This is a genomic window from Asticcacaulis aquihabitans (assembly GCF_032490435.1).
Taxonomy (GTDB): domain Bacteria; phylum Pseudomonadota; class Alphaproteobacteria; order Caulobacterales; family Caulobacteraceae; genus Asticcacaulis.
In genome coordinates, this window is sequence record NZ_JAVGWM010000004.1 from 344,438 (window position 1) to 369,669 (window position 25,232).

The window sequence follows — 25,232 nt, forward strand, 5'->3', positions numbered from 1 at the left end:
CTGGTGTTGGCAATCATAAGCCTCATATTCGTGGGGGGCATAGTCGCCGCCGTCGCCGGCATAATACAGGTTATTCAGCAAATCACGCACTACGCCGGTTGGCGCAATTGATTTGGGGAGTAACATGAAACGATCTGATATGGTGCTGTATGGCGCCGAACAACTCATACTGTCTGAAAATGCCATTGAGCAAGCCCTGGCGGATACGGCCGGCTTGGCCAGCAGCCTCAGTCGCATGCGTGTCGATTCGCGATTATCGGCCGTTATCGGTCAGGACGCCCTGTGCGAAGTCGCCGCAGCCATTAGGGCTTTAACGAAGGCGCGTGGGGCGATGGTTCGCGCCCACGGGCACCTCGATGCAGTCAAAACACAGATCGGTTGCGGGGCTGTTGCTATAGGCGGCGGCTACCAAAAGCCGCCGGGTGATGGCATTGTTCGAGAAAGCGTGCCGGGCGAAGACGTCGCGGCATAAAGGACAAGAATGATATATACTTGGGCGATCCTCTCGCACGTCCTTGCGGTTATTGTCTGTGGTTACGCCTTCTGGCGCGGCGGCTCCGTTGAAAGATACGGAGCTGCCATTATTGCGGTCAGCTGGATATTGAGCACGTTTCTGCAAAGCAATGCCGGCCATGGTCCGGGTTCGGTCGTGGTGTGCATCGACGTCCTTACCATGCTGATACTGCTCTATTATTCGGAACGCACGCGCGCGCTTTGGGTGGCCTGTTGCGCCGCTTTCACGGTGCTTGCGGTTCTGACACACGTCGCCTTCTACACCGCCCGGCAGATGAGCCTTGTCGCCTATATCACTGCCGCAGGCCTGTTCGGGGGCTACTGCCTGCTCCTGCCTCTCTTTATCCGTATGATCGTGCTGGAATGGCAACGCTTCATCTCACGACGCCTCACCGGGGTGTGAGGCGGTAGGGTTGCTACGAGGGGAGGACGAAAGTCTATCTCGACAGCAGGTATGCAGCGAACGCAATTTGTTAACAAGGCTGACCGCAAAGCCATCCACTAGGAAATTTATCTGAGTGGCGCATCTAAGCCTGATCAAAGTCCATGATCCTGCGTCGACATACGGCGTGAGCCGTGCCGCAATACAACGATTAGAAAAAACGCAGAACTCATCCGTTAAGTTGTGATGGCGTCACTTGCTCGGGCTATAAAAAGTCATCACGATGGCGGTAACAATGGAAGCAATAAGCCTCAGTCTTGCTTACAAGTGAGGTGCATTCGCGTTTTGACATATTTCCAAGCTTGTAGGCCTATATCTCTATGACCAGACCGGCTCTCCACAACCTCGGTTATCGCATCTGGAACCAGTCGCGACTGGCTAAGCATGTTGACGCCTACCTCCAAGTATATGAAGAGATTGAAGACCACGATCACCGTAATGCTCCGATTCCGTCTGGGTTGTTTGCTCCAATTCGGGTTCTTCGCCAAACAGCATATCATAGCCTCATCGTTCATTTGGACATGATCGACAGCGGCCAAGGCGTGAGCTTGCGCAAGCTCATATTTGAGGCACAACGAGAAGGGAAAATTGATTCTAACGTTGAGAGAGCCCTCAGTGATAAACTCGATGCCCACTCGCGTGTATTGAAGAACATAAAGCATCAGAGGAATTCCCTCGTTGCACACAGGTCTGAAAAGCATACCTTCCGCGAAATACGAGACAAATACCCGATCACCACCTCAGAGCTTCGTGCTTTGGCTGAAACCTATTATGAAATCGCGGCCGCACTATGCATCGCGGTCCCCTTCTACGACATTTGGAAGCGAGAGGATCAGCGTGCGAATACGAAGACACTGTTGGCATTATTGGCAGCGCAGGGCGCATAAGTAGCACCGAAGGTGCGAGAGTTCTCACTTCGTTAGGTCTTGATATGTCTGTCGCCGAATTAAAGCCTCCTCTAGGAGCACAACCTTTCGGCCCGGTTCAGATACCTTTAAGTCCAATTTTAAGTTACCTTAGGTCAACCTCTAGTCATCTCCGGGTACAGAGCGTTTGCTGAGTCATACTCCTCATTAAGTCCCATAATATCAGCATAAGCGTACGGTTGACGCTTTGACGATTAACATCGATACATTTTCGGTAAGATTTCTGAGGGTGTCGTGATGGATATTAGGTCGTTACAGCAAGTGTCATGTGCGCGGTTAGAAGCCCCTTTTTTTGGCTGTGACCTAAATCTCAAGCTTGGTGTTTCGCTCACCGTTCGTGAAGGTCGACGTCCTCTGAATGGTTTGAGGATGGTTCCCGAGAACGGTACGTCCGGCTGGTATATCTGGGCTGGTGAGGATTTTTCCGATGACGATGATTTCTTTTTGCCCTTTCATGGCAAGCATTTGGAAGAGTGGGCGCCCGTGGTACTACCCTATTTAGCGCTGCCACCTGGCTGGCGCTTTCTAATAGATGGGGATTATGAGGATGTTTGGCATGATAAGGACCTTCTGAAGTAAGAGGCGTTCTTGCTAATCAAACCAATGGCAAAAGGTAGACCATCTTGCCGGTTCTTCGCTACGTAGGCCTTGGCAACCAGACAGAATGTGTTTGCGGCCGAGGCCATCGCAGCGCGCTTATCACGTTGTTTCTGTTCAGCGGGGTCGATGTCGTTTGCGAGTAAACGTCGTGCTTCGTCTCGCCGCTCCCGAGCCACCTTTAGGCTGACCTCTGGATATGTGCCAAGACAGAGTTTCTTCTCTATGCGTTTGGCACTGCCATCGTCATCATGACCGTTGATGCGGTATTTGAACCGCCATAACACGCCGCCTGAAGGCTGAATCAACAGGAACGATCCTTTCTCATCAACCATTTTGTAGGGCTTGAGACCAGGCTTGGCATTACGCAGTTGGGCAAAGACGAGGGTCATTTGGGGGCCACGCTTTTTAGCTGTTTCCAAGTGGCCCCCATCATGGCCCCCCAAATCACCCGAATGTAGGCGAACGGCGGCGGACACTAGCGGCCAGCTAGCGCCTAAAGTAGCAGATTTTATTGGATTTTCAAACATTCGCGGACTTTGGCGAACGAGGTAGTGGTGCCGCTTAGGTGACTCGAACACCTGACCCCCTCATTACGAATGAGGTGCTCTACCGGCTGAGCTAAAGCGGCCCGGAAACAGAAACGGGGGACTTGCCCCGCGAACAGGCGCGTTTCTTTACACGCCTCATATCGCCTTGCCAAGGCCTGATGCGATTATTTCTTCGCTTTCGGTGTGGCAGCTTTTCGCGGGCGAGCGGGCTTTGGTGGCAAGGCTGCGACCTCATCCAAATCCTGGCCCGTAATGGCGGCGTCATATTGACCGACATCGTCCGGTTGGGGTGTGAGATCAACGGCGCGGACCGTTGTCCGCTTGGCGCCCTTGATGAACGGCATGGACGGGACGTAGCGCGAGGACAGGTCCGGCACCTCAGGAAGGCCCTTTTCGCCGCGCTCATAGCGCGGATGCGCCAATACACCCTTTTGGGCGAAGGTCAGGATCACATCGCTCCAGTCCGAGGCCGAGTAGGCGAACGCGTTCGCGTCGGCATCGATATCGGACCATTCCGGTTCGCCCTTGGCCTGGGCGGCGTGGGCGACCCAGCTTCGGGCGCCGTCATGATCGCCGAGCGCTTGCGCGGCGCGCGACATCAGGCCGGTGATTCGCCGGGTGACATGATCGTCGGCGGCATCGTCGGCCAGGGCCGCCACGGCCGCCGAAATATCCGGTTTGGATGCGGTCAGCAGGGCGCATTCCAGTTGAAGCATGCGGCTTTCACGATGTTTGGGATTGCGGTCGATCAGGCCCTGAAGGCGGCGCGCGCGCTCCTTAGGCGTTTCGTCCGAAACCAGGTCGCGATAGGTGAGCCAGATTGCCGGATGCGGCGCGGCGGCCCATGACGCTTCCAGCACGTCCTCGGCGCGCCCAAGCTTCTTTGTCTTGCCCAGCAGGCGGGCGGCAATGACGGCGGCTGGCGTGAAGGCGGGTTGCAGCTTGGCGGCGCGCTGGGCGTAATCCAGGGCCTGATCGCGCGACGACGCTTCGTCCGCCGTTTCCAGCCGCGCGGCCGAAGCCGCCATAAGCGATGCCTTGGCGCGTTCGGAAAACAGCGGCGAGATCAGCTTGCGAGTCAGGGCCCCGTCGATCAGGGCCAGGGCCTGCGGCCATTCGCCGGCTTCCAGATGCGCTTCGAACAAAGCTTCGAACGCCCACATACTAGGCTTGGGCTGGCTATAGGCCTCGCCCGCCAGTTTGAGGGCTTCGGCCTTTTCGCCCCGGCTTTTGGCCAGTTTCATAAGTCCCTTGAGCCCTGCCAGTTTCAGCTCCGGGACGCTCAGCATGGCAGTATAGGCGGCTTTGGTGGCGACATCGTCATCGGATTGTTCGGCGGCCATGGCGCTGAGGATGCGGACCAGGACGATATTGTCGCACAGGTCGAGCGCCTTGGCGGCCTGGCGGCGGGCTTCGGTGCCGTCGCCGCTAGCGACGTTCATGAAGCCGCGCGTCAGGGTTTCGTCGCCCTGCTTGCGGCGGACGGCGGCGCGTTTGCGTTCGGCGCGCTGAGGCGATCGCGACAGCCACAGGGCGATGTTCCAGAAGCTGACGGCGCAAAAGGCCAATACGCCGATAATGATGACCGCCGCCGATGCCGACGTATCGATACGGTAGTTCAGCCAGGTGAGTGACGCCTGTCCGGGATCGCTTACGCAGGCAATGGCGATGGCCAGGAGTGCGGTGATGCCGAGCAGGATCAGAAGGGTGCGGATCACAGAACGCCCCCGTTGTTGAGCGGTTCACGCGTCATCTGGCTTAAGCGATTTAGGGCGGTTTCGGAAATGCGCCGGGTCGCGTCGTCGACCAGAACGCGCGCCCGGGCCTGAGCAAGCCAAGGGCCCAGCGCGGACTGAACGGCGGGGGGCAGGGTGTCGAGATAGGCCACCGCGCCTTTCAGGTCGCCGCCATTGAGGCGGATTTCCGCGCGTTGCAATATCGCCTGGGTACCCTGGCCGTTGGGATTGTCCGTGCGGCGGATGCTGATAAAGCCGCCGATTGCATGCAGGATGGTGTCGATCAGGCTGTCTTCGCGGTCGGACGTCTTATCGGCGATATTGGCCTTGGCGGCGGCAGCGGGAAACTGGACCGCCAGGGTGATCTCGCTGGGGACGCCCTTTTCGGCATAGGGCCGCAGAGCCGCTGCCAAGGAGGCGTCATCGAGGCCCGCCTCGACCACGGCCAGTTCGGACAGGAAGGGTTGCTGGTTCTTGGCGGCCAGTTGCAAGGTGCGGGCGGCGAAGGCCGAGGCGGTTGCCTTGGCCAGGACGCGCTGGTTCTCTTCGATCCGATCCAGACGCGCCGACAATTGCGTCAGGGCGGTCGGGTCCGCGGTGTAAACCGGCGGCTGAGCGGGGACGGCGGCATCGGCGGGGTGCGCCAACTGTCCCTGCAGGCTGGCGATTTGGCTCCTGAGCTCGGCGATCTGGGCATCCTTGTCGGCCTGTGGCGCCGGTGCGGTGGCGACGGCCGCGGGCTTTGCCGGCGCCGCTGACGGTTTGATACGATAGGACAGGAAGAACAGGAGGAGGCCGCAGGCCAGGATCACCATGGGCAGGCCAAACAGCACGATCATCGGCCATTTCAGCGCGCTCTTCGTTTCCTGCCAATCGACGGGCTCGGATGGGGGTACGGCGTCCGCGCCGGTAGGCCGGGTATCGGCATCGGTGGGGGTTAGCGGATCGCTCATGGTCTCTTCCCGTATGAGTTAACGCGATGACGGGGACATGATCTCCGGCGCCGCGCCACGTTTTGTCTGGCCGGGCGTCTCATCCATAAAGTACCGGCATTAAGTACCGAGACTTTATCGGGAGGCGCTTTCGTCCAATAGCATAAGCATGGCGGCTTCGTCTGGGAACGGGGAAATGCGATGCGCGATCCCCTCGGCCAGAGATTTTTCAATCTCCGGAGTCCGGGCGGCCCGCAATGCCGTCTCCACACCCTGCCACGCCGCCTCAGAAATACAGATAAAGCTCAGATCACGAAAGGCAATTTTATCGTGATGCCGGATCAGGATCTCGGCGACCGCCTGTCCGCCGCGCGCGGAGTGGATCAGGATCGGGCCGATCCGAGAGAGACCGTCCGGGGCGAGGGGGGCTGACACGAGCTGGGTGTCATAGACGGACACCTCATTTATCGTGAAACCGAGGGTTCGCAACCGGTCGGTAAGCGGTGCGGCCGGGGTCTTCGCCGCCGCGTACAGGAACCGCAGATGCCGGTCGCCTTGCCGGTCGATCAGGTTAACCAGATCATCGACCGATCCGCCCGCGCTGATGACTTCCTGGAACTTGGCGGCGCGCGCCGCTTCGGCTGTGGCGTCACCGACGCACCATACAGGCACGGCGCGACGCGCGCACAGGGCGGTGAAGCCAGCCAGGCCATTGCGGCTGGTGACGATGACCGCATCGAAACTGTGCGGATCGATGATCGCTTTCAGCGGCTGGACCTGAAGGACGGGGGCGACAATGGCCTCATAGCCCTTGGCCTCTATGGCGCGCGCGGTGCGGTTCGCGCCCGATGCCGTGCGGGTAATCCAGACGGCGGTTTTCATGTTAGCCTTCGTACTGGATAAGATCGGGGCCAGCCTCGGCCTTGATGTCCACGCCCAGCCGCAGGCCGAGATTACGGGCGGACACGGCATCTGGATTGGACACCATCTCGCGCCTTTGCCACCGCGTCCGGCCATCGGCGCTTAGCGCCTCGACGAACAGGGTCAATTGGCTGCCGGTCAGTGTCGCATAGGCGCCCACCGCCGTGCGGCATGACGCTTCAAGCGCTTCGAGCGCGCCACGCTCGGCCTGCACGCACAGGAAGGTGGCTTCGTGGTGGAGGGCCTTCATCCAGCCGGCGCCTAGGTCCTCGGTGCGGCATTGAATGGCCAGGGCGCCCTGACCCGGCGCGGAGGCGTGAATGTCGGGATTGATATAGGAACGGATGTGGTCGCTCAGGCCCATGCGGTTCAGGCCCGCCGCCGCCAGCAGCATGGCGTCGCAGTCGCCGGCCTTCAGCTTGGCCAGGCGCGTATCGACGTTGCCACGCGTCATGACGATTTCGAGATCCGGACGGATGCTAAGCATCTGGGCCTGGCGGCGCAGGCTGGCCGTCCCCAGGCGCGCACCCTGCGGCAGATCGTCTATCGTGCCGTAATTGAGGCTCAAAAACGCGTCGCGCGGGTCTTCGCGCACGGGAATGGCCGCCAAAGACAGGCCGGGAATATCGGCAGCGGGCATGTCCTTCAGCGAATGGACGGCCACGTCGATGTCGCCGCGCAACAGCGCGTCCTCGATTTCCTTGGTGAAAAGCTGTTTGCCGCCGGCTTCGATCAGGCGACGATCCTGGATACGGTCGCCGGCCGTGGAAATGGTGACAAGGGGGGCGGTCTCATCGGCCTGAGCGGGATCGCCGCCAAGTGCGGCCACGATCTGCCTTTGCACCCATCCGCATTGCGTGAGGGCCAGTTTCGATCCACGGGTGCCAATCTTCAGCTTCGTCATGTGGGTGTCCTAGCATTTTATGACGAGGTGGCAATGCAAAAGACTTGACGTGCGACCATATGACGGGGTGTAGGAGCAGGATGACGCACAGTATCACCGTCTTGGGTATTGAATCGAGTTGCGATGAAACGGCTGTCGCGGTGGTGCGCCGTGACGCAACGGGCACGCATGTCCTGTCGTCCGTCATTCATTCCCAGGTCATGCAGCATAAGGCTTTTGGCGGCGTGGTGCCTGAAATCGCCGCGCGATCCCACGTTGAAACCATCGACGATCTGGCGGCGCGCGCCCTGGCGGAAGCGGGTCAGCCGCCGCTCGATCTGGTGGCGGCGACATCCGGGCCGGGCCTGATCGGCGGGGTCATGGTCGGGCTGTCCTTCGCCAAGGGCTTTGCCTTAGCGCGCAACCTGCCCCTGATCGGCATCAACCATCTGGAAGGCCATGCCCTGTCGGCGCGCCTGAGCGAAGACGTAGCCTTTCCGTTCCTGTTGCTGCTCATTTCCGGCGGCCATTGCCAATTGCTGTCGGTCACGGGCGTGGGCGACTACGCGCGTCTGGGTACGACCATAGACGATGCGGCCGGCGAAGCTTTTGACAAGATCGCCAAGGTGCTGGGGCTTGGCTATCCCGGCGGTCCGGCGTTGGAAGCCGAAGCCCTGAAAGGCGACGCCGCGCGGTTTACGCTGCCGCGCGCCCTGCTGGGCCGTAAGGACTGCGATTTTTCTTTTTCGGGCCTGAAAACGGCTGCCGCCCTGATCGCTTACGATCACGTCAAGACGGCGCAGGATCGCGCCGACCTGTGCGCCGGCGTCCAGGCGGCGATTACACGGCAACTGGTCGAACGCTCGGAACGGGCAATGGCGCTGTTCAAGGCTCAGGTGACGGTTTCCCGGCCCGCCTTTGTTGTCGCCGGCGGAGTGGCCGCGAACCAGGCGATTCGTGCGGCCCTGACGACGGTTGCCGATCGGAACGGGTTCGAGCTGAAGGCGCCGCCGCTCAAATACTGCACCGACAATGCGGCCATGATCGCCTTGGCGGGTCTTGAACATTACGAAAAGCTGAGCCAAGAAGGACATCAGGCGGCGTTGCCGGACATGAACGTAGGCATGGCAACCGTCGCACGTCCGCGCTGGCCGCTCGACGAGATCAGCGCCGCCAACGCGCCAATCCATAAATATTCCGGCCGCAAGGGAGCGAAGGCGTGACGATACAGACGTTCGAAAAGGTGGGCGTGATCGGCGCCGGCGCCTGGGGTACGGCACTGGCGCAGGTATCGACCCTGGGCGGCAATGCCGTCATCCTGCATGCGCGCGAACCCGAAGTCGTTGCCGCGATTAATGCCGACCATGAAAACCGCCTGTATCTTGGCGGCGTCCCCTTGTCGCCTGACATCACCGCGACAAGCAGCTTCGCCGATCTGGCGACATGCGACCTGATACTGGCCGTGCCGCCGGCCCAGCACATGCGGTCGACCTTGACCGCCTTCAAGCCCTATGTCCGTGAGGGGCTGCCGATCGTCCTGTGCGCCAAGGGGGTTGAGCGCGGAACCGACAGCCTGATGACCGAGGTGCTGGAAGACGTGTTGCCGGAAGCCGTGGCGGGCGTGTTGGCCGGTCCCAATTTTGCCCGCGAAGTGGCCATGGGGCTGCCGTCCGCCGTCACTATCGCATGCGAGGATGCGGCCCTGGGCGCGCGTATCGCCGCCACCATCGCCGGTCCGACGTTTCGCCCCTACCAATCGACCGATCTGATCGGCGCAGAAGCGGGCGGGGCTATCAAGAACGTTATCGCCATCGCCTGCGGCATTGCCGAGGGCAAGGGGCTGGGGCGCAATGCCCATGCCGCCCTGATTACGCGGGGCTTTGCCGAAATGTCGCGCATGGCCATGGCGCTGGGCGCACAATTTGAAACCATGGCCGGCCTGTGCGGCCTTGGCGATCTGGTGCTGACCTGTTCGTCGCCGCAGTCGCGCAATATGAGCGTCGGCCTGGCGCTGGGGCAGGGACAGACCCTGGAACAGTTCCTCGCCGATAAGGTCAGTGTGGCCGAAGGCGTGCAGTCGGCGCCGGCCGTGGTCGACCTCGGCCGCAAGCACAAGGTCGAACTGCCGATCTGCGAGGCGGTCAACGCCGTTCTCAATGGCGACATGGATGTGTCGCGCGCCATCGAAGCCCTGCTGTCGCGGCCGCTGAAGTCCGAGCGGGTTTAGAGCCTATTCCGATCTGACTGAAATCGGCGCTCTACTTTCCTTCTTTCACGCGCTTTTTCATCCCAAAAAGTGCAGCACACTTTTCGGAAAGCGCTAATCTACTCCGCGTCAAACTTAGCGATGTCGTCGATCAGCCCGTTCACCGCAGCGGCGATGATCTGCTGACCCTGTTCGACCGTGGCCAGGGACGAATCCGATCCGATACGGCCGTCGGGGAAGCGATAGCGATAATCCAGGGCGTCGCGTATCGGGCCGGTCGGCGCGATCTGCGGTTCCATCGCGGCCGATTTGACGCGGTCGGGATAGGCGGCATAGGTGACGGCGATTTCCGACGGGGTGGCATGGCTGCCGTGACCCTGCGGGTAAAGGCGGGCGCACAGGCGGCTGATGCCAGGCAAGTCCCACCAGTTGCGAAGCTTGAGGATGAACGGGCAGGGCGTTGCGGCATAGGAATAGTGCGAATAGATTTCCGAGAAGGTCGCTTCGATTGTTGCGACATTGCCGCCATGGCCATTCAGGAAATAGATGCGGTCGAAACCGTGGCGGTTGAGGCTGTCGACCCAGTCCTCGATCGCAGCCATGAAGGTGGAGGGCCTCAGCGAAATCGTGCCGGAAAAACCGAGATGATGTTGCGCCATGCCGATATTGAAAGTCGGCGTGACGAGAATGTCGCCTTCCTTTTCGGCGGCGTGAGCGATGATTTCCGGGCACAGCCAGTCGGTGCCGAGCAGGCCCATCGGCCCGTGCTGTTCGTTGGAACCGATGGGGATGACGACGGTGCGCGACGCCTTCAGGCGCTCGTCGATCTCGCACCAGGTAGACATGGCCAAAAGCATGGAGGCACTCCTTGGAAAGCTGTTACCGCGACCATAGCCGCTCCGTGGCCGAGGGCAAGCCGCTCCGTGTCGCATTTCGCATCAGGCGCCGTTAGTACACGCCAATCCGCGGGTTTTTTCTTATTGGTCTTATAGACTCTCGAATCCTGTTTCCCTAAGCTGTTGCATAAGTAAAAAGACCTGAGGAAATGCCCTGATGAGCGACACGTTTTTCCGCGTCCCCGCCGATTTCATCCGTCCGAAGACGTTGACCGCCGACGGACTGGCGGCGCAGCACGCCTTATTCGAAAAAGACGCGGATGCGCATTGGCGAACCCTCGGCGACGCGTTGGCATGGATGCAACCCTTTTCCAAGGTCAAGGACGTCTCCTTCCATCGCGAAGATTTCCGTATCCGCTGGTTCTATGACGGCGTGCTCAATGTCAGCGTCAACTGCATTGATCGCCATCTGGCGACGCGTGGTGACCAGGTGGCCCTGATCTTCGAAGGCGACGATCCCGGCATATCCTATACGGTCACCTATAACCAGCTCAGCGTCGAAGTGAACAAGCGCGCAAACCTGTTGAAAAAGTATGGCGCCAAGAAGGGAGACCGCATCACCCTTTACCTGCCCATGGTACCGGAAGCCGCCTATTTCATGCTGGCCTGTACACGCATCGGTGCGGTCCATAACATCATCTTCGGCGGCTTCTCGCCCGATTCGATATCCGGCCGGGTCCAGGACTGCCAGTCGGATATCGTCATCACGGCGAATGAAGGCCTGCGCGGCGGCAAGATCATTCCGCTCAAAGCCAATATCGACAAGGCCATGGAGTCCTGCCCCGGTGTGCGCCACGTCTTTGTGGTCGAACACACGAAAGCGGGCTGGAGCCGCATGCCGCGTGATCTGGTGGTCTCTGAAGAACTGGAAGGCCTGTCCGCCGACTGTCCGCCGGAACCGATGAATGCCGAAGACCCCTTGTTCATCCTCTACACGTCCGGATCGACAGGCAAACCCAAAGGGGTCCTGCATACGACGGGCGGCTACCTCGCCTGGGCGGCCTATACGCACAAGACGGCCTTCGATTATCAGGATGGCGACGTCTATTGGTGTACGGCCGATATCGGCTGGGTGACGGGCCATTCCTACGTCGTCTATGGGCCCCTGGCCAATGGCGGCACGTCGCTGATGTTTGAGGGCGTACCCAACTATCCCGACAACAGCCGGTTCTGGCAGGTGGTCGATAAGCACAAGGTCAACATCTTCTACACCGCGCCGACGGCTATCCGGGCCTTGATGCGGCATGGCGACGATCCGGTAAAGGCGACATCGCGCGCCTCCTTGCGGGTTCTCGGCACGGTGGGCGAACCGATCAACCCGGAAGCCTGGCTGTGGTACCATCGTGTGGTCGGCGATAGCCGTTGCCCGATCGTCGATACCTGGTGGCAGACAGAAACCGGCGGTCACCTGATTACGCCCGTGCCCGGCGCCACGCCGCTCAAGCCCGGGTCCGCCACGAAGCCTCTGCCTGGCGTTGTCACCTGTCTGGTCGATGCCAATGGGCATGTTCTGGAAGGGGCGACCGAAGGCAATCTGTGTCTGTGCGACAGCTGGCCGGGCCAGATGCGCAGCGTCTATGGCGACCACCAGCGCTTCCTTGATACCTACTTCTCGACCTACCCTGGCAAATATTTTACCGGTGACGGCTGCCGCCGCGACGAGGACGGATATTACTGGATCACCGGGCGTGTCGATGACGTGCTGAACGTGTCGGGCCACCGCTTGGGAACGGCCGAAATCGAAAGCGCCCTGGTGGCGCATCACAGCGTCGCCGAGTCGGCGGTTGTCGGCTACCCGCACGATATCAAGGGCCAGGGCATCTGGTGCTATGTCACGCTGAAGCAGGGTGTCGAAGCCAGCGACGCCCTGAAAAAGGAACTGGTGACCTGGGTACGTCAGGAAATCGGGCCATTGGCGGCGCCGGACGTCATTCAATGGGCGCCGGGCCTGCCGAAAACCCGCTCGGGCAAGATCATGCGTCGTATCCTGCGCAAGATCGCCGAAGGACATCCGGATCAGTTGGGCGATATCTCGACCCTGGCCGATCCATCCGTGGTGGCGGACCTGGTTGAAGGCGCCAAAGGGCTAGGTTAGATCGCCAGCTATATCCCGCGAAACAGAGGCGCCGACCGAGCCGGTCAGGCGCCTTTTTCGTGACATGCAAGAAACCCGTAAGGCGTATCACTCATGCCAGTCTTACGGTTCGGGTGATAAAAAACGACGTTCTCCTTACGGCAGGTGGCCTAGACTGACCTGCTAAAAAGCTGTTGCCAGAAGACCATCAAAGGAGACGCGCCATGATGCCTAAGACCTTTACCTCACATCCGTCCAACCACCCGTCGCCGCCTCAAGATCCGGCCCAAGATCGGGTGAAAGATCGGACGCCGCCCTCGACCACCCCAGCCGAAACGGAAACCGAAACCGCACCGGCTGTTGACGAGACGTTTGAAGGCAAGACGGTGTTTTCGCCGAACGAGCTCAATCAATCGGGAGAGGACAAGGAGTATTTCCACCCCGACAAAGGGCGTAAATTCGATGCGCCGAAGGATGCTAATGCCAACGCCTTGACGCCGGATGTCGAAGTTACGCCAGACAACACCGTAAAGCGCATCGGTTAGGCCGCGAAACAAACACGCAGGTGACCGCCTTGGCCGCCTGCGTGCTAAGTGTTTAGTCCTTGGTTTAAGCCTTGAAGAGACCACCGAGTATGTCGCTCAGGCCACCCTGCGGCACCTGGCCGTCGGGGGTCAGATTGTGAATGAGTTCCGGCAGGGCCGACGCCAGTTGTGTCGTGTCGACTCCAAGCGCTGAGGCCACCTTGGTGACCTGTTCGGACCCAAGAACGGCTTGGAGCTGTTCCGGGGACACCGGCAGGTTCGCGCCATTACTCACCCAGGATTGGACGATGTCGCCCAAGCCGCCCTGGTGAAACTTATCGATAACGGTCTGGAGCCCGCCATCACCAAAATGGCCGGCAAGGGCTTGCAGGTCGGCCATGGCGCCGCTTTCGCCGCCCAGCGCGTTAAGGACGCCGTCAAAAAGACTCATGATTCTATTCCTTGGATTGGGGAAGATCGGGTCAGACTGATGTCGGCCTGACCCACCTGTTCAGATCAGCTTTTCAGGCAGGTGGCCGAAAACTGCTTATAGGTCTGATTACCGGTTTTTCCGGCAGCCTTCATCTGGCTCCATTTGGCTCCGCATTCTTTCATGCGGTCCTGCGGCTTGGTGTTGGACGCCTTGACCACTGTGGCGGCGGGCTTGGCAGCAGCCATGGCGGGTTTCGCCACAGGCGCAGGTGCGGGCGTAGCGCCCTTCAGGCAGGCGGCGGAATAGGCCTTGTAGTCCTGTCCGTTGGTCTTATTGGCGGCCTTGTCCTTTTGCCATTGCGCGGCGCACTGGGTCATCTTTGTGTTGGCCGGCGTAGCGGCGGCGTTGGCCTGGCTGATGATCGCGGCGGGTGTGGCCACTAGTGCCAGTATGCTGAGGGTAAAAGCAATTCGCATGTTGAGTTTCCTCTGAGACTCTCGGCCTGAATCGCAGGCCCCGGGCATGGGGGACCATGTCGAGGGGGAGGATATCGGCAGCATTTTGTCAGTTTTAGGGCCATAGACCGCCTCCGCATAACGCCGGTGTCAAAGGCCAGCCGGCTTAGATCTGCCGGGACATTTCGCCCCGTTTCACCGCCCCATACCAGGCCCACAGGAGGTGGGCGGCAACGGACCGATAGGGCGACCAATCGCGTGCCCGCTCCGCGCAATAGGCTTCGTTTGGGCGCTCAGTCAGGTCGTCCAGCCAGCCCACGGCTTCGCGCAGGGCAACGTCGCCGACGGGAAACAGATCGAGACGTCCCTCCGAAAACATCAGGTAGACCTCGGCGGTCCAGCGCCCGATTCCCTTCAATGCGATCAGACGCGCGGCGGCGTCCTCGATGTTCAGCGCCGCCAAGGCCTCGGTGTCGAATCCGCCGCTGTGAAAGGCGTCGGCCAGGGCGCGGGCATAGGCGATCTTGGGACGCGACAGGCCATAGCCACGCAACAGATCCTCATCGTGGGCCAGCAGGTTTTGCGGCGTCAATTCGCCGATGCCGTCGCGCAGCCGGGCGAAGATGGTGTCTGCCGCCTTCACCGACAATTGCTGTTCGACGATCAGGCCGAGCAAGGCCGGAAAGCCGCCGGGCCGTATACGATACTGGATATGCGAAAAGGCGTCGGTGAGGGGCTTCAGGCGCGCATCGCATTGCGCCAGGTGGGCGAGGTGGACGGGATCGAGCGGATTGGCGGTCATGTCCGGCATTTAGCACAGCCAGCTGCGCAATTGCGTCAGGATATGATGCAGCCGACCTGGGCCACGCGGTATTCGCGGCGCAAGGTATCCGAAACAATGCCGTAGTTGCGCTTGGTCAGCGTGTTTTCGGCATCAAAATCCGGCTTACGCTCCACGGTCGAGGCGATGGCGGACACCGTTTCCGGCACGGTGGTGTAGATACGGCCCCGGCGCGGATTTTCCCGCAAGGTGATGCCGACCACGTGCGAATTGTCATCGACCGCCGGCCCGCCCTGCAATTGATTCAGGTCGCTTTTCAAACCTTCTGTTTGACCGGCCTTGGCCCAGGCCAGAACAGCTTCGTTATGCTGGAAGCGCTTGGAGCGTTCCAAGGTGGCGCGCCCGATCAGACGGCCCGTGGCCTCGCCGACGCTGCCGCCTGGATAACCGATCATGAAGCCGCGCATGCCGGGTTTGACATTGGCCATATCGACCAGGCTTAGCGGCCGTCCGCCGCCACTGGTCACGGCGACCAGGAAATTATCATGACCGGGTGCCGGGCGGGTCTTGAACGGCACAGCCAGATTGCCGCCGATATTGAGGAAGGGGTGGGTGCAGTCACCAACGCTGTCCTTGGCGACAATCCATTCACCGCTTTTCGAAATGGAAAAGGCCGTGCCGGTCATGATCTTCTGATCGTCCACGGGCAGGTTGATGATCGAGGAAATGGTGAAGGGCGTGAAATTGGCGAACAGGGACATTTCGCCGATCCCCGGGGGTGGCGGGGCGGGCGGCGAATTGGACGTTTCATGCCAATTGCCGGTTACGACCACAATGGTCGTAAGGGCCGCGGCATATAGGAGCCAGTCCAGTTTCATACCGTAATCCTAGAGCATCATGCCAAAAAGTGGACGCCACTTTTTGGAAAAACAGACGGATAGAGAATTTTTCGATTCCACATGATCGGAAACGTTCTAGGCGTCGACAGAGGCGGCAAGGATCAGGGCGGCGGCCAGCTTGGCCGACACCAGCAGCACGGCGGCGGAAACCTCGCCCTCATTGATGCGGTTGGGCAGGCCGGCCAGCAGGAAATCGACCAACCGGAAAACAAACAGTTGCAGGATGATGGTGGCGCCGCCCCACAGGGCAATTTCACGCAGCGAAGTCGAGGCGGCCATGGAGGCGGCCAGCGGAAGGGCCAGACCGATGATGACGCCGCCAAAGGCGACGGCGGCAGCCGAATTGCCGTCGCGGATCTGGTTGATTTCCTTGTAAGGCGTCAACAAAGAATAGATGGTGGCGCCGATCAGCAGCATCAGAAGCGTCACGCCGGCATGCAGCAGGGTGATGGGAAAGCCCGTCGCGAAGGCCTGCATTTCCGGCCGCAAAACGTCGGGCGACAGGAAGTTAAGGTTAAAACTGTCGGGCGTCATGCGCGGTCCCCTCTATTGCGCTGACCGTCACTATTGTAACGGGCGCGCATACTAATGAGGTAACTTCCCTGCAAGATCAAGCCCACGCTGTCGGCCTGTGGACAAATTTTATATGACAGGCTGTTTGTTTAACTCGGACAACAGGTTAGTCCAGCATGTCGCCTGTCAGATAGGCAAAGGGCAGGCCGCCTTCGGCGGCACCCGTGTCCCGATTTGACGCAGCTTCGTCGCGTTGTTCGCGACGCACAACTGAGGCGCGTTTCTTTTCGCTTTCCGATTTCAACTGTCCGCACGCCGCCAGGATATCGCGTCCGCGCGGCGTGCGAATGGGCGAGGCGTAGCCGGCCTTATTGAGGATGGCGGCGAAGGCTTCGATGGTGCGCCAGTCCGAGCATAGATAGTCGCTGCCCGGCCACGGATTGAACGGGATCAGGTTGATCTTGGCCGGAATGCCCTTGAGCAGGCGGATAAGGGCGCGGGCTTCGGCCGGGGTGTCGTTCACCCCCTTCAACATGACATATTCGAACGTGACGCGGCGGGCATTGGAAAGGCCCGGATAGGCGCGGATCCCGGCCATAAGCTGTTCGATCGGATATTTCTTGTTGAGCGGGACCAGCACGTCGCGCAGTTCATCATTGGTGGCGTGCAAGGAAATGGCCAACATGGCCTGGGTACGGTTACCGAGCGCTTCCAACTCCGGCACAACGCCCGAGGTCGATACGGTGATGCGACGGCGCGAAATGGCGATGCCTTCGCCGTCGGAAATGATGTCGATGGCGTCGGCGACCTGGTCAAGATTGTAGAGTGGTTCGCCCATGCCCATGAAGACGATGTTCGACAATTGGCGGTCTTCCTTTGGCGACGGCCATTCGCCCAGATCGTCCCGGGCCACCTGGACCTGGGCGACGATTTCCGCCGTCGTCAGGTTGCGCACCAGCTTTTGCGTACCCGTATGGCAGAAGGAGCAGTTGAGCGTGCAGCCGACTTGGGACGATACGCACAGGGCGCCCGCGCGGCCGACCGACGGAATGTAGACGCTTTCCACCTCGATGCCCGGCGCCATACGGATCAGATATTTGCGTGTGCCGTCCTGGCTGATCTGGCGTTCGACGATTTCCGGCCGGGCCAGCGAGAATTTCTCTTTGAGGAGCGCGCGCTGATCCTTGGCGATGTCGGTCATCAGGTCGAAATCGGTAAAGCCGTAATGGTGCACCCAGCGCCAGATCTGGGTGGCGCGCATCTTGGCCTTGCGCGGTTCGACCACGCCGGACTCGGTCAAGGCCTCAATCAGGCCAGCCCGCGTCAGTCCGGTGATGTTCACCAACGGAGCGACAGCTTGGGTGACAACCGAGGATTTAACGGACAGGTCGAGCGTATGGGCCAAGATATGCGGCTTTCAAAGGTCAGATTGCAGGGATTGCGCGAGGCTATACAGGAAATGGCTGCAAATGTCTAATCGACGCCACATTGCTTGGTCATCCTGGTGGTCATATTACCTGGAAGGTCCTGTTATGAAGCATTTCCTCAAAATTTTCCTGATCAGCGCAGTCGCCGCGACGGCGCTTCCGGTCGCCGCCAATGCCGCCACCGGCCCCGCGACCCAGGCCCTGTCGGCCTGTCTGGTCCGGTCAGCCTCCGCCGATGATCAGGTCACATTGGTGCGTTGGGCGTTCGCCATCATGGCGCGCCATCCGAAGGTGGCCGACATGAGCGCTATCTCCGCGTCGCAATATGTCGCGATCAACAAGGCCGGTGGTGACCTCTTTACCCGTCTTTTGACGACGGACTGTACCGCTGAAACCCGCACAGCCCTTCAGACCGACGGTCAGGAGGCGATTCAGGCCTCGTTCACGGCCCTGGGCCAGAAGGCCCTGCAAGGGTTGCTAGGCGATGCCAATGTCCAGTCCGCCATCGGCGATATGCTGCAATATGTCGATCAAACAAAGTTGCTGCGGGCCCTGACAGGACTGGGCAGATAGTCAAGGCGGTGGGTTGATTGAGCCGTAGTGCTTAACGACCCAGATATCGTTCCGGTTTGTGAAATCCGACCAGGACGCCGCTCATGGCGACGGCGGAAATCACCGAATAGAGCAGATGCTGCGGACTTAGGATCAGGATCGACGCCGCCATGATAAGGGCATCGCACGCCATCTGCGTCTTGCCAGCGTTGATGTTCTTCGTTTTTTGCAGATAGAGCGCCAGAACACCCGTACCGCCGGCACCGGCGCCATGACGGGCCAGTGCCAATATACCCATGCCGATAATCGTGCCGCCGAACAGGGCAGCGAACAAAGGGTGGACCGTCTCGAACTTGAAGGCGTAGTGGGCGAGATTGGCCCCGGCCATGATGGCGAGGTTGACGGCAACCGTCTTGATCATGAAGCGTTTGCCCATGGCCGGCCAGGCGAACAGGAAGAAGGGAATATTGATCAGGATGAACAGCAGGCCAACCGGCAGTGGCGCGATATAGGAGACGAGCAGTGCGATACCCGCCACGCCGCCTGTCGTCAGTCCGGCCGATTTCAGCATGACAATGCCCAGCGCAATAAAGGCGCAGCCGATGGCGAAGGCATAGATGTCTTCAATCAGGGTGTGTTTGACCGTCGGATAGAGGGCATCCGCGCCGTCCTTGTCGGGCATCTTGCCCGTCCCCTTGTCGATAGCCTTGGCAGTCGTCATGCGGCATTCCGTTCCGAAAGCGGTCTATGCCCGGCCCATACGCTTCATCCCTGCCATTTTGTAATTATGGTTTCTTATGACACAATTTTTGTAAACACGAAATAGCTAACCCCCGCACACGGGGCAGGCCGGATCGGCGGCCAGTTTCACCGTCCGCGACGTCATGCCAAGGCCATCGAATATCAACAATTGTCCCCGCAGCGCGTCACCGGCCCCGGTAATCAGCTTTATCGTCTCAAGTGCCGCCATGGTGCCGATAATGCCGGCAAGGGCGCCCACCACGCCGACGCGTTCGCAAGTCTCCGCGTCGGGTGGAATATCGGGCACCAGGCACTGATAGCAGGGGCGACCGTCGAAGGTCGCCAATTGCCCGCTGAAGCGTCCGAGTGCTGCGGACACCAGCGGTTTTTTCAAATCGTGGCATACGCGGTTAACCAACAGCCGCGTCTCGAAATTATCACATCCGTCCAGAACGATATCGTAGTCCCGGAGTATATCGACGGCGTTGTCCGGCGTCAGGCGCAGGCGATGGATATGGCAGTCGCAATGGGGGTTGAGGCCCGCCAGATGCGTTGCGGCCACTTCGGCCTTGGCGGCGCCGACGTCGCGGGTTTGAAACAGGACCTGGCGTTGCAGATTGCTTGCCGATACATGGTCGTCGTCGATCAGGCCGAGCACGCCAACCCCCGCCGCCGCCAGATACAGCGCCGCCGGCGAGCCGATGCCGCCCATGCCGACAAGGGCCACCCGGGCGGCTTTGAGCTTCATCTGGCCCTGACCGCCGATCTCCTTCAATACCAGGTGACGGGCGTAGCGGTCGATTTCATCGTCTGTGAGCATAGTGCGTCAAATGCGCCGGGCGCACTTGAACTGCAAGGGGAAAAGCGCCAATTAACGCCTCATGACAGACTCAAACTTCCCGAACTGGCACGGCACCACCATCGTCGCCGTGCGCAAGAACAACAAGACCGTCATCGCCGGCGACGGCCAGGTCTCCATGGGGCCAACCATCGTCAAGGGCGGCGCGCGTAAGGTGCGCACCTTGTCCGGCGGCAAGGTCATCACCGGTTTTGCCGGTGCGACGGCCGACGCCTTTACCCTGCTTGAGCGGCTTGAGGCCAAGCTTGAGCTCTATCCCGATCAACTGGCCCGTGCCTGTGTCGATCTGGCCAAGGATTGGAGGACCGACCGCTACCTGCGTCGCCTTGAGGCCATGCTTCTGGTGGCGGACAAGAACACGGTCCTGACCATTACCGGTGTCGGTGACGTGCTCGAACCGGAAGATGGCGTTGCCGCCATTGGCTCCGGCGGTGTTTATGCTCTGTCGGCGGCCCGGGCCCTGCTCGAATACGAGCCGGATGCGGAAGTGATTGCGCGCAAGGCCATGAAGATCGCGTCGTCCATATGCGTCTATACCAATGACCATTTGACGATTGAAATGCTCGAGTCCTGATGCGCACAGCCCATCCTATGACCGGTGACCATGTGTTCGGAGGGATGTCGTGATTACCTTTCGTCCCTTGCATGAACGCGATGCCGGTCTGCTGCTGATCTGGATGTCGTCCCCCCATGTCCAGCCGTGGTGGACGCAGGATGGCTCCGGGCCGGAAGAGGAACTGGAAGACGCTCTGGGCTTTATCGGTGCGGATTATGGCGCGGCCTTCATTGTCGAATATAACCGCAAACCGATTGGCTATATCCAGTTTTACGATCCGAACTATGCCTATGATGGCTTCTACTTTGCCGATCAGCCGACCGGTGCCATGGGTGTCGATATGTTCATCGGCGACGTCAGCCTGACCGGCCAGGGACTGGGGTCGCGTATCCTTCGCCAATTCTCGGATGACCTGCTGGCGCGGGGCGTGCCTAAGCTCTTGATCGATCCGGATACCGCCAATGCCCAGGCCATCAAGGCCTATCAGAACGCCGGCTTCACCATTTACGCTGAGCATGACAGCCCCCGTTGGGGCCAGGTCACGCTTATGTCCAAATCTCCAACCTATGATGCATAAATGACCTCTTTTTCTCCCAATGTTTTCTCGCCCCGGGAAATCGTCTCGGAACTCGATCGCTATATTATCGGCCATGCCGATGCCAAGAAGGCGGTCGCGGTCGCCTTGCGCAACCGCTGGCGCCGCAAGGCGACGGCCGATGACATCCGTGACGAGATCACGCCGAAGAATATCCTGATGATCGGGCCCACGGGTGTCGGCAAGACCGAGATCGCGCGGCGCCTGGCCAAGTTGGCCCAGGCTCCGTTCATCAAGGTCGAAGCGACCAAGTTTACCGAAGTCGGTTATGTCGGTCGCGATGTCGATCAAATTGTGCGCGACCTGGTCGAAGCCGCAGTGCTGATGATCAAAGACAAGAATCGCGCGGGCGTTCGCGCCAAGGCCGAGGCCGCCGCCGAGGAACGTCTGATTGACGCGCTGGTCGGCGAAACGGCCGCGCCCGCAACCCGAGAAAGCTTCCGCAAGAAATTGCGCAACAATGAACTGGATGACAAGGACATCGAGATTTCGATGACCGAAACCGGCACGCCGATTGGCATGATGGAGATTCCAGGCCAGCAGCCCGGCGGTTTCAATCTCGGCGACATGTTGTCAAAGGCCATGGGCGGTCGCAAAAAGACGGTCAAGACCACGGTCAAGGCGGCCATCCCGTCCTTGGTCGCCGAAGAGTCGGACAAACTGCTCGATCAGGATGCTGTGGCCGCCGAGGCTTTGAAGCTGGCGGAAAACGAAGGCATTGTCTTCCTAGATGAAATCGACAAGGTCGCTTCGCGGTCGGAACGTGGCGGTGCTGATGTGTCGCGCGAAGGCGTGCAGCGCGATCTCCTGCCGCTTATCGAAGGCACGACGGTTTCGACCAAGTATGGACCGGTAAAGACCGATCACATCCTGTTTATTGCCTCTGGCGCCTTCCATGTCGCCAAACCCTCCGACCTGTTGCCGGAACTGCAGGGGCGACTGCCCATCCGTGTCGAGCTGAAAGCCCTGACCCAGGAGGATTTCCGCCGCATTCTGTCGGAGCCGGAAGCCAATCTGATCAAGCAGAACCAGGCCCTGATGGCGACCGAAGGCGTCACCTTGCACATCGACGACGGCGCCATCGCCGCCATGGCCGAAGCGGCGGCGACGGTCAACGCCAAGGTCGAGAACATCGGCGCACGCCGGCTGCATACCGTCATCGAAAAGGTGATGGAGGACCTCAGCTTCACGGCGTCGGACATGTCCGGCCAAACCGTAACCATAGATGCGGACTACGTGAAAAAGCGCCTCGGCGAAATTGCCGGCGACGCCGATCTCAGCCGGTATATCCTATAGCTATTTCGCCCAATTCTATTTGGATCTGACCCTATTTGGATCTGTCGAAATCCCGGGCAAATTCGTCATAGCAATCGAGGAACATCTGGCGGAACTGGTCATCGAAAATGGCCAGGGCTTCTTCGCGGCGTCCGGCCATCTGCTCACCGGACGTATTGGCGCCCAGACACAGAAAGGCCGTATAGCGCGCCGCCGCGTACATGGCTGACAGGGCGACATCTTCGCTGTGGGCATGGGCGCTTTGTGCGTTGCATAGGTCGATATGGGCCTTTGCGCGCCCGGTAAAGTCGAGTTCTTCCTGGCTTGCCATGGGATCAGGCCTTTGTGTTCAGGTCGTCAAAGCGGTTGATGACATCGGCCATGGCGGCTTCGGCCGCCGCGCGAAAGGCCTCGGTCAAACGCTCGGTTTCGGCGGCGGCGCGCGCCGCCAGTTCATCTTTCGAGCCGGCCGCTTTCGCCGTCAACCACGCCGAATACCAGGCAGCGCCATAGAGCATGGACTCCGCCGTCTTTTGTTCGCCGAACAGCATCGCCTGCTGATGCGACAGGCGGATGTGCGAATCGGCGCGGTTATTGAATTGATCGTCCATGGACTTAGCGATTCGCGTTCACATAGGCGTCGTAGTTGGCGACATATTCCTCAAAATGGCGCGCAAAGGCGTCATGAGTTTCCTGCAGCAAAAGGTCCAGCGCCTGTTCGCGGCGCGCTTTCAGATCCTCGACATCTTTCGAGGTGATCGACCACAGCCAGACATTGAAGCGCGTCGAGGCATTGGTGAAGGAGTGGCTGACCTGATCGGCGGAGACGCCGCTGCATTGGTCATTGGCCACGTTGATCAGTGTGTTGGTCCGTTCGAAAAAACTGGGATCAGGAACTTTGGGCGTGTCGGACATGGATTACCTGTTGTTGATCTGCGCCCGCTGAAACGGGCGAACATAGACGGTGTGTGAAGTCGAAAATCAGGTCGGTGCTCTAAAGGATCAGCGCGATCCGGTGCTGAGATTTCCAGTCGCCGTATAGGCGGCGTAGTTTCGCGTGTATTCGTCCAGGTGCCGTTCCAGCATGCGGCGGCTTTGCACGGCGAAGGATTCTATCGCTTCTTCGCGGCGCGCGACCATTTCCTCGGCGCTGCCAACATTGTGGTTGGCCCACATTCCGACGTAGAAACGCGTAGCCGCATCAACCAGGGAAGCAACCACGCGATCGGAGCCGGTGTCCTGCAAATGGCTATTCGCCAGATTGATGTGCTCATCGGCACGGGCGGCAAAGCGGTCGTCAGGAATGTTCAACATGGCATGGCTCACTGGAAAGTCAGAAATGAAACCATACCATGCCTCGAAATTTCGGCTTAGGCCAGCCTGTTTAACCCGGTAGTTGCTTTAGCAAACCGGCGCTCGCCTTTTCGCACAGGGCATAGACCGTTTCGAAGTCGGAAAGCCCGCCATAATAGGGATCGGGCACATTCTTGCTCAGGCCCAGGGCTTCATCCAGGTAAAGAGCGACCTTGGCGCGCGCCGTGTCGGGTCGCATGGCGGTGAGATGGCGGACATTGTCCCGATCCAGCCCAAGGATCAGGTCAAAACGATCGAAATCGTCGATCTGAATCTGGCGGGCGCGCTGGGCGGAAATATCGATACCATGACGGGCCGCCGTCTGGATGGCGCGCGTATCGGGTTGCTCACCAGCATGCCAGCCGCCGCAGCCGGCGGAGTCGATACTGAAGCGGTCTGTCGCGCCAGCGGTTTCAACCTGGGCACGGAACACGCCTTCGGCGAGGGGGGAGCGGCAGATATTGCCAAGGCAAACAAACAGAATGGCGATCATGCGCCCTGTTTATGAAGCCTGATAGCGGTCGGCAAGCGGCTTTTACCTTGCGGGCCTATAGAATCGCCCCATAGCATCCATGTAAATCTCAAAAAGCCATGGAGACTGTCCATGATGACCGAAACACCCTTTCCCGATCTCGATGCCCTGACCGACCGTCTCGAAGCGGTCTTGGGCCGTTATCGCCGGGTTCATGACATCAAACCCGACCGGGATTGGTATATGCTCAAACTTCAGGAAGAAGCGGGCGAACTAACCCAAAGCTATCTCGCCCTGACGGGACGCTCGCGCCGCCCGGTCGAAGGCGCCAAGGCGGAGGTCGCCAAGGAAATGGCCGATGTCCTGGCCTTTCTTCTGCTCATGGCGCGTGCCGAGGATATCGACCTGAGGGCCGCCGTAGAGCAGAAGTGGCTGAGCTGGGAGGCGGTCATGGCCGAAGAAGCCCTTGGCTAAGCCCGCCCTGATCAAGAAGCTGTTCGAGCGGTTCGAAGCGGACAAACCCGATCCGCGCACCGAACTGAACTATACCAACCCCTTTACCCTGTTGTCGGCGGTGGCTTTGTCGGCCCAAACGACCGATGTGGCGGTCAATAAGGCGACGGCGCCACTATTCAAGCTGGCCGATAATCCGGCGGACATGTTGGCGCTTGGCGAGGCGCGGATCATGGACATGATCAGCACGATCGGCCTCTATCGCAACAAGGCGAAAAATCTGATCGAGATGTCGCGCATTCTGGTCTCGCAATATGACGGTCAGGTGCCAATGACTCGCGCCGCGCTGCTGAGTCTGCCGGGTGTTGGCAATAAGACGGCCAGTGTCGTGCTGAATGAGATGAACATTGAGCCGGCCATCGCGGTCGATACCCATGTCTACCGCGTGTCGCACCGGCTGGGGCTGGTCGATGCCGCGGCCAACACGCCGGACAAGGTCGAGGCGCAACTGATGGCGATCATCCCAAAACATTGGCTGACGCGGGCGCATCACTGGCTCATCCTGCACGGCCGTTATGTCTGTGTGGCGCGCAAGCCCAAGTGCGACATATGTATCGTGCGCGACCTGTGCCCCAAGATCGGGGTCGAGACGCTGCCCCTGCTTTAG

At 60.0% G+C, this 25,232-nt stretch carries 33 protein-coding genes and 1 tRNA gene; 14 read left to right on the plus strand and 20 right to left on the minus strand.

The genetic code is table 11. The features are described from left to right. Nucleotides 1-124 precede the first annotated feature (124 nt). From RCJ00_RS15905 to RCJ00_RS20695, 4 genes are all read left to right on the plus strand, one after another. A complete protein-coding gene (locus tag RCJ00_RS15905; RefSeq protein ID WP_316223179.1) occupies nucleotides 125-472 on the plus strand; it encodes a hypothetical protein in 348 nt (115 codons plus the stop codon). Between the two features lie 9 nt (nucleotides 473-481). Further along, nucleotides 482-916, plus strand: coding sequence for a hypothetical protein (locus RCJ00_RS15910; protein ID WP_316223180.1), 435 nt, complete (start codon nucleotides 482-484; stop codon nucleotides 914-916). Between the two features lie 359 nt (nucleotides 917-1,275). After that, nucleotides 1,276-1,842, plus strand: coding sequence for an AbiU2 domain-containing protein (locus RCJ00_RS15915; protein ID WP_316223181.1), 567 nt, complete (start codon nucleotides 1,276-1,278; stop codon nucleotides 1,840-1,842). A gap of 276 nt (nucleotides 1,843-2,118) precedes the next feature. Then, nucleotides 2,119-2,460 carry an immunity protein Imm33 domain-containing protein gene (locus tag RCJ00_RS20695; protein WP_524524939.1) on the plus strand — a complete coding sequence of 114 codons (342 nt, stop codon included), beginning with the start codon at nucleotides 2,119-2,121 and terminating at the stop codon, nucleotides 2,458-2,460. Here the strand turns inward: RCJ00_RS20695 and RCJ00_RS15920 are convergent. From RCJ00_RS15920 to hemC, 6 genes are all read right to left on the minus strand, one after another. After that, a complete protein-coding gene (locus tag RCJ00_RS15920) occupies nucleotides 2,421-2,900 on the minus strand; it encodes an integrase arm-type DNA-binding domain-containing protein (protein ID WP_316223183.1) in 480 nt (159 codons plus the stop codon). The two genes, RCJ00_RS20695 and RCJ00_RS15920, sit on opposite strands and share 40 nt — an antisense overlap. 133 nt (nucleotides 2,901-3,033) lie before the next feature. Beyond that, a tRNA-Thr gene (locus RCJ00_RS15925) sits at nucleotides 3,034-3,109 on the minus strand. Between the two features lie 84 nt (nucleotides 3,110-3,193). After that, nucleotides 3,194-4,747: a heme biosynthesis protein HemY gene (locus tag RCJ00_RS15930; RefSeq protein WP_316223184.1), complete on the minus strand. Its 1,554-nt coding sequence runs from the start codon at nucleotides 4,745-4,747 to the stop codon at nucleotides 3,194-3,196. Beyond that, on the minus strand, nucleotides 4,744-5,718 hold the full coding sequence (locus RCJ00_RS15935; protein ID WP_316223185.1) for a COG4223 family protein: 975 nt from the start codon (nucleotides 5,716-5,718) through the stop codon (nucleotides 4,744-4,746). The genes RCJ00_RS15930 and RCJ00_RS15935 overlap by 4 nt, the downstream gene beginning before the upstream one ends. A 114-nt stretch (nucleotides 5,719-5,832) precedes the next feature. Next, nucleotides 5,833-6,579, minus strand: a complete 747-nt coding sequence (locus RCJ00_RS15940) for a uroporphyrinogen-III synthase (RefSeq protein ID WP_316223186.1) — start codon at nucleotides 6,577-6,579, stop codon at nucleotides 5,833-5,835. 1 nt (nucleotide 6,580) lies between these two features. After that, nucleotides 6,581-7,522, minus strand: a complete 942-nt coding sequence (gene hemC, locus RCJ00_RS15945; RefSeq protein WP_316223187.1) for a hydroxymethylbilane synthase — start codon at nucleotides 7,520-7,522, stop codon at nucleotides 6,581-6,583. Between the two features lie 80 nt (nucleotides 7,523-7,602). Here hemC and tsaD point away from each other — a divergent pair, with 80 nt between their 5' ends. After that, entirely contained in the window at nucleotides 7,603-8,724 is a 1,122-nt protein-coding gene (tsaD, locus tag RCJ00_RS15950; RefSeq protein WP_316223188.1) for a tRNA (adenosine(37)-N6)-threonylcarbamoyltransferase complex transferase subunit TsaD, read from the plus strand. Next, the gene (locus tag RCJ00_RS15955) at nucleotides 8,721-9,728 is read left to right on the plus strand and encodes an NAD(P)H-dependent glycerol-3-phosphate dehydrogenase (RefSeq protein ID WP_316223189.1); all 1,008 of its coding nucleotides are present in this window, start codon (nucleotides 8,721-8,723) and stop codon (nucleotides 9,726-9,728) included. The genes tsaD and RCJ00_RS15955 overlap by 4 nt, the downstream gene beginning before the upstream one ends. A gap of 98 nt (nucleotides 9,729-9,826) precedes the next feature. On the opposite strand, the gene RCJ00_RS15960 is transcribed toward RCJ00_RS15955, so the two are convergent. Continuing rightward, nucleotides 9,827-10,564, minus strand: a complete 738-nt coding sequence (locus RCJ00_RS15960; protein ID WP_316223190.1) for a creatininase family protein — start codon at nucleotides 10,562-10,564, stop codon at nucleotides 9,827-9,829. A 196-nt stretch (nucleotides 10,565-10,760) separates the two neighbouring features. Between RCJ00_RS15960 and acs the strand changes: the two genes are divergently transcribed. Further along, a complete protein-coding gene (gene acs / locus RCJ00_RS15965; protein WP_316223191.1) occupies nucleotides 10,761-12,698 on the plus strand; it encodes an acetate--CoA ligase in 1,938 nt (645 codons plus the stop codon). 203 nt (nucleotides 12,699-12,901) lie between these two features. Further along, nucleotides 12,902-13,222 carry a hypothetical protein gene (locus RCJ00_RS15970; protein ID WP_316223192.1) on the plus strand — a complete coding sequence of 107 codons (321 nt, stop codon included), beginning with the start codon at nucleotides 12,902-12,904 and terminating at the stop codon, nucleotides 13,220-13,222. A gap of 64 nt (nucleotides 13,223-13,286) precedes the next feature. On the opposite strand, the gene RCJ00_RS15975 is transcribed toward RCJ00_RS15970, so the two are convergent. From RCJ00_RS15975 to rlmN, 6 genes are all read right to left on the minus strand, one after another. Beyond that, entirely contained in the window at nucleotides 13,287-13,652 is a 366-nt protein-coding gene (locus tag RCJ00_RS15975; RefSeq protein ID WP_316223193.1) for a YidB family protein, read from the minus strand. A 65-nt stretch (nucleotides 13,653-13,717) separates the two neighbouring features. Next, complete coding sequence (locus RCJ00_RS15980; RefSeq protein WP_316223194.1) at nucleotides 13,718-14,110, minus strand: hypothetical protein; 393 nt, start codon at nucleotides 14,108-14,110, stop codon at nucleotides 13,718-13,720. 145 nt (nucleotides 14,111-14,255) lie between these two features. Then, entirely contained in the window at nucleotides 14,256-14,900 is a 645-nt protein-coding gene (locus RCJ00_RS15985; protein ID WP_316223195.1) for a DNA-3-methyladenine glycosylase family protein, read from the minus strand. A gap of 26 nt (nucleotides 14,901-14,926) precedes the next feature. Then, nucleotides 14,927-15,748, minus strand: coding sequence for a peptidase (locus RCJ00_RS15990; RefSeq protein ID WP_316223196.1), 822 nt, complete (start codon nucleotides 15,746-15,748; stop codon nucleotides 14,927-14,929). A 96-nt stretch (nucleotides 15,749-15,844) separates the two neighbouring features. Continuing rightward, nucleotides 15,845-16,303, minus strand: coding sequence for a DUF350 domain-containing protein (locus RCJ00_RS15995; protein WP_316223198.1), 459 nt, complete (start codon nucleotides 16,301-16,303; stop codon nucleotides 15,845-15,847). Nucleotides 16,304-16,448: 145 nt separating this feature from the next. Then, nucleotides 16,449-17,687, minus strand: coding sequence for a dual-specificity RNA methyltransferase RlmN (gene rlmN, locus RCJ00_RS16000; protein ID WP_316223199.1), 1,239 nt, complete (start codon nucleotides 17,685-17,687; stop codon nucleotides 16,449-16,451). Between the two features lie 127 nt (nucleotides 17,688-17,814). Here rlmN and RCJ00_RS16005 point away from each other — a divergent pair, with 127 nt between their 5' ends. Further along, nucleotides 17,815-18,282: a hypothetical protein gene (locus RCJ00_RS16005; protein WP_316223200.1), complete on the plus strand. Its 468-nt coding sequence runs from the start codon at nucleotides 17,815-17,817 to the stop codon at nucleotides 18,280-18,282. Between the two features lie 31 nt (nucleotides 18,283-18,313). Here the strand turns inward: RCJ00_RS16005 and RCJ00_RS16010 are convergent, their stop codons facing one another. Both RCJ00_RS16010 and RCJ00_RS16015 read right to left on the minus strand, forming a co-directional pair. Next, a complete protein-coding gene (locus RCJ00_RS16010) occupies nucleotides 18,314-18,982 on the minus strand; it encodes a YitT family protein (RefSeq protein WP_316223202.1) in 669 nt (222 codons plus the stop codon). 105 nt (nucleotides 18,983-19,087) lie between these two features. Further along, nucleotides 19,088-19,822 (minus strand): HesA/MoeB/ThiF family protein, encoded by a 735-nt coding sequence (locus RCJ00_RS16015; RefSeq protein ID WP_316223204.1) that lies wholly within the window; start codon nucleotides 19,820-19,822, stop codon nucleotides 19,088-19,090. A gap of 61 nt (nucleotides 19,823-19,883) precedes the next feature. Between RCJ00_RS16015 and hslV the strand changes: the two genes are divergently transcribed. Genes hslV through hslU form a run of 3 tightly spaced genes read left to right on the plus strand, consistent with a single transcriptional unit; the run spans nucleotide 19,884 to nucleotide 22,308 of the window. Then, nucleotides 19,884-20,435, plus strand: coding sequence for an ATP-dependent protease subunit HslV (gene hslV, locus RCJ00_RS16020; protein WP_023460069.1), 552 nt, complete (start codon nucleotides 19,884-19,886; stop codon nucleotides 20,433-20,435). A 49-nt stretch (nucleotides 20,436-20,484) separates the two neighbouring features. Beyond that, nucleotides 20,485-20,994, plus strand: coding sequence for a GNAT family N-acetyltransferase (locus RCJ00_RS16025; RefSeq protein ID WP_316223205.1), 510 nt, complete (start codon nucleotides 20,485-20,487; stop codon nucleotides 20,992-20,994). Further along, nucleotides 20,995-22,308, plus strand: a complete 1,314-nt coding sequence (gene hslU / locus RCJ00_RS16030) for an ATP-dependent protease ATPase subunit HslU (protein ID WP_316223206.1) — start codon at nucleotides 20,995-20,997, stop codon at nucleotides 22,306-22,308. Between the two features lie 31 nt (nucleotides 22,309-22,339). On the opposite strand, the gene RCJ00_RS16035 is transcribed toward hslU, so the two are convergent. The 5 genes from RCJ00_RS16035 to RCJ00_RS16055 all read right to left on the minus strand — a co-directional run bounded on the left by RCJ00_RS16035 (nucleotide 22,340) and on the right by RCJ00_RS16055 (nucleotide 24,133). Next, nucleotides 22,340-22,618: a DUF3144 domain-containing protein gene (locus tag RCJ00_RS16035; RefSeq protein WP_316223208.1), complete on the minus strand. Its 279-nt coding sequence runs from the start codon at nucleotides 22,616-22,618 to the stop codon at nucleotides 22,340-22,342. Nucleotides 22,619-22,622: 4 nt separating this feature from the next. Next, the gene (locus RCJ00_RS16040; protein ID WP_316223209.1) at nucleotides 22,623-22,898 is read right to left on the minus strand and encodes a DUF3144 domain-containing protein; all 276 of its coding nucleotides are present in this window, start codon (nucleotides 22,896-22,898) and stop codon (nucleotides 22,623-22,625) included. Nucleotides 22,899-22,902: 4 nt separating this feature from the next. After that, nucleotides 22,903-23,202 carry a DUF3144 domain-containing protein gene (locus RCJ00_RS16045; RefSeq protein WP_316223210.1) on the minus strand — a complete coding sequence of 100 codons (300 nt, stop codon included), beginning with the start codon at nucleotides 23,200-23,202 and terminating at the stop codon, nucleotides 22,903-22,905. Between the two features lie 87 nt (nucleotides 23,203-23,289). Then, nucleotides 23,290-23,601, minus strand: coding sequence for a DUF3144 domain-containing protein (locus RCJ00_RS16050; protein WP_316223211.1), 312 nt, complete (start codon nucleotides 23,599-23,601; stop codon nucleotides 23,290-23,292). Between the two features lie 70 nt (nucleotides 23,602-23,671). Then, nucleotides 23,672-24,133 carry a low molecular weight protein-tyrosine-phosphatase gene (locus RCJ00_RS16055; RefSeq protein ID WP_316223213.1) on the minus strand — a complete coding sequence of 154 codons (462 nt, stop codon included), beginning with the start codon at nucleotides 24,131-24,133 and terminating at the stop codon, nucleotides 23,672-23,674. A 111-nt stretch (nucleotides 24,134-24,244) separates the two neighbouring features. On the opposite strand from RCJ00_RS16055, the gene RCJ00_RS16060 reads away from it, so the two are divergent. Together RCJ00_RS16060 and nth are read left to right on the plus strand one after the other, a co-directional pair. Beyond that, entirely contained in the window at nucleotides 24,245-24,586 is a 342-nt protein-coding gene (locus RCJ00_RS16060) for a pyrophosphohydrolase domain-containing protein (protein ID WP_316223214.1), read from the plus strand. Continuing rightward, nucleotides 24,579-25,232: an endonuclease III gene (nth, locus tag RCJ00_RS16065; protein ID WP_316223215.1), complete on the plus strand. Its 654-nt coding sequence runs from the start codon at nucleotides 24,579-24,581 to the stop codon at nucleotides 25,230-25,232. The genes RCJ00_RS16060 and nth overlap by 8 nt, the downstream gene beginning before the upstream one ends.

Coding starts and splice junctions, on each gene's coding strand:
- hemC (WP_316223187.1), bottom strand. CDS start 7,522: ATGACGAAGCTGAAGATTGGCACCCGTGGATCGAAACTGGCCCTCACG.
- tsaD (WP_316223188.1), top strand. CDS start 7,603: ATGACGCACAGTATCACCGTCTTGGGTATTGAATCGAGTTGCGATGAA.
- RCJ00_RS16005 (WP_316223200.1), top strand. CDS start 17,815: ATGAAGCATTTCCTCAAAATTTTCCTGATCAGCGCAGTCGCCGCGACG.
- RCJ00_RS15935 (WP_316223185.1), bottom strand. CDS start 5,718: ATGAGCGATCCGCTAACCCCCACCGATGCCGATACCCGGCCTACCGGC.
- RCJ00_RS15960 (WP_316223190.1), bottom strand. CDS start 10,564: ATGCTTTTGGCCATGTCTACCTGGTGCGAGATCGACGAGCGCCTGAAG.
- RCJ00_RS16060 (WP_316223214.1), top strand. CDS start 24,245: ATGATGACCGAAACACCCTTTCCCGATCTCGATGCCCTGACCGACCGT.
- RCJ00_RS15985 (WP_316223195.1), bottom strand. CDS start 14,900: ATGCCGGACATGACCGCCAATCCGCTCGATCCCGTCCACCTCGCCCAC.
- RCJ00_RS16055 (WP_316223213.1), bottom strand. CDS start 24,133: ATGATCGCCATTCTGTTTGTTTGCCTTGGCAATATCTGCCGCTCCCCC.
- RCJ00_RS15975 (WP_316223193.1), bottom strand. CDS start 13,652: ATGAGTCTTTTTGACGGCGTCCTTAACGCGCTGGGCGGCGAAAGCGGC.
- RCJ00_RS15970 (WP_316223192.1), top strand. CDS start 12,902: ATGATGCCTAAGACCTTTACCTCACATCCGTCCAACCACCCGTCGCCG.
- RCJ00_RS15905 (WP_316223179.1), top strand. CDS start 125: ATGAAACGATCTGATATGGTGCTGTATGGCGCCGAACAACTCATACTG.
- RCJ00_RS16035 (WP_316223208.1), bottom strand. CDS start 22,618: ATGGCAAGCCAGGAAGAACTCGACTTTACCGGGCGCGCAAAGGCCCAT.
- acs (WP_316223191.1), top strand. CDS start 10,761: ATGAGCGACACGTTTTTCCGCGTCCCCGCCGATTTCATCCGTCCGAAG.
- RCJ00_RS16010 (WP_316223202.1), bottom strand. CDS start 18,982: ATGACGACTGCCAAGGCTATCGACAAGGGGACGGGCAAGATGCCCGAC.
- RCJ00_RS16015 (WP_316223204.1), bottom strand. CDS start 19,822: ATGCTCACAGACGATGAAATCGACCGCTACGCCCGTCACCTGGTATTG.
- RCJ00_RS15940 (WP_316223186.1), bottom strand. CDS start 6,579: ATGAAAACCGCCGTCTGGATTACCCGCACGGCATCGGGCGCGAACCGC.
- RCJ00_RS15995 (WP_316223198.1), bottom strand. CDS start 16,303: ATGACGCCCGACAGTTTTAACCTTAACTTCCTGTCGCCCGACGTTTTG.
- RCJ00_RS16040 (WP_316223209.1), bottom strand. CDS start 22,898: ATGGACGATCAATTCAATAACCGCGCCGATTCGCACATCCGCCTGTCG.
- RCJ00_RS16050 (WP_316223211.1), bottom strand. CDS start 23,601: ATGTTGAACATTCCTGACGACCGCTTTGCCGCCCGTGCCGATGAGCAC.
- RCJ00_RS16045 (WP_316223210.1), bottom strand. CDS start 23,202: ATGTCCGACACGCCCAAAGTTCCTGATCCCAGTTTTTTCGAACGGACC.
- hslV (WP_023460069.1), top strand. CDS start 19,884: ATGACAGACTCAAACTTCCCGAACTGGCACGGCACCACCATCGTCGCC.
- RCJ00_RS15910 (WP_316223180.1), top strand. CDS start 482: ATGATATATACTTGGGCGATCCTCTCGCACGTCCTTGCGGTTATTGTC.
- RCJ00_RS15915 (WP_316223181.1), top strand. CDS start 1,276: ATGACCAGACCGGCTCTCCACAACCTCGGTTATCGCATCTGGAACCAG.
- hslU (WP_316223206.1), top strand. CDS start 20,995: ATGACCTCTTTTTCTCCCAATGTTTTCTCGCCCCGGGAAATCGTCTCG.
- RCJ00_RS15990 (WP_316223196.1), bottom strand. CDS start 15,748: ATGAAACTGGACTGGCTCCTATATGCCGCGGCCCTTACGACCATTGTG.
- RCJ00_RS15980 (WP_316223194.1), bottom strand. CDS start 14,110: ATGCGAATTGCTTTTACCCTCAGCATACTGGCACTAGTGGCCACACCC.
- RCJ00_RS20695 (WP_524524939.1), top strand. CDS start 2,119: ATGGATATTAGGTCGTTACAGCAAGTGTCATGTGCGCGGTTAGAAGCC.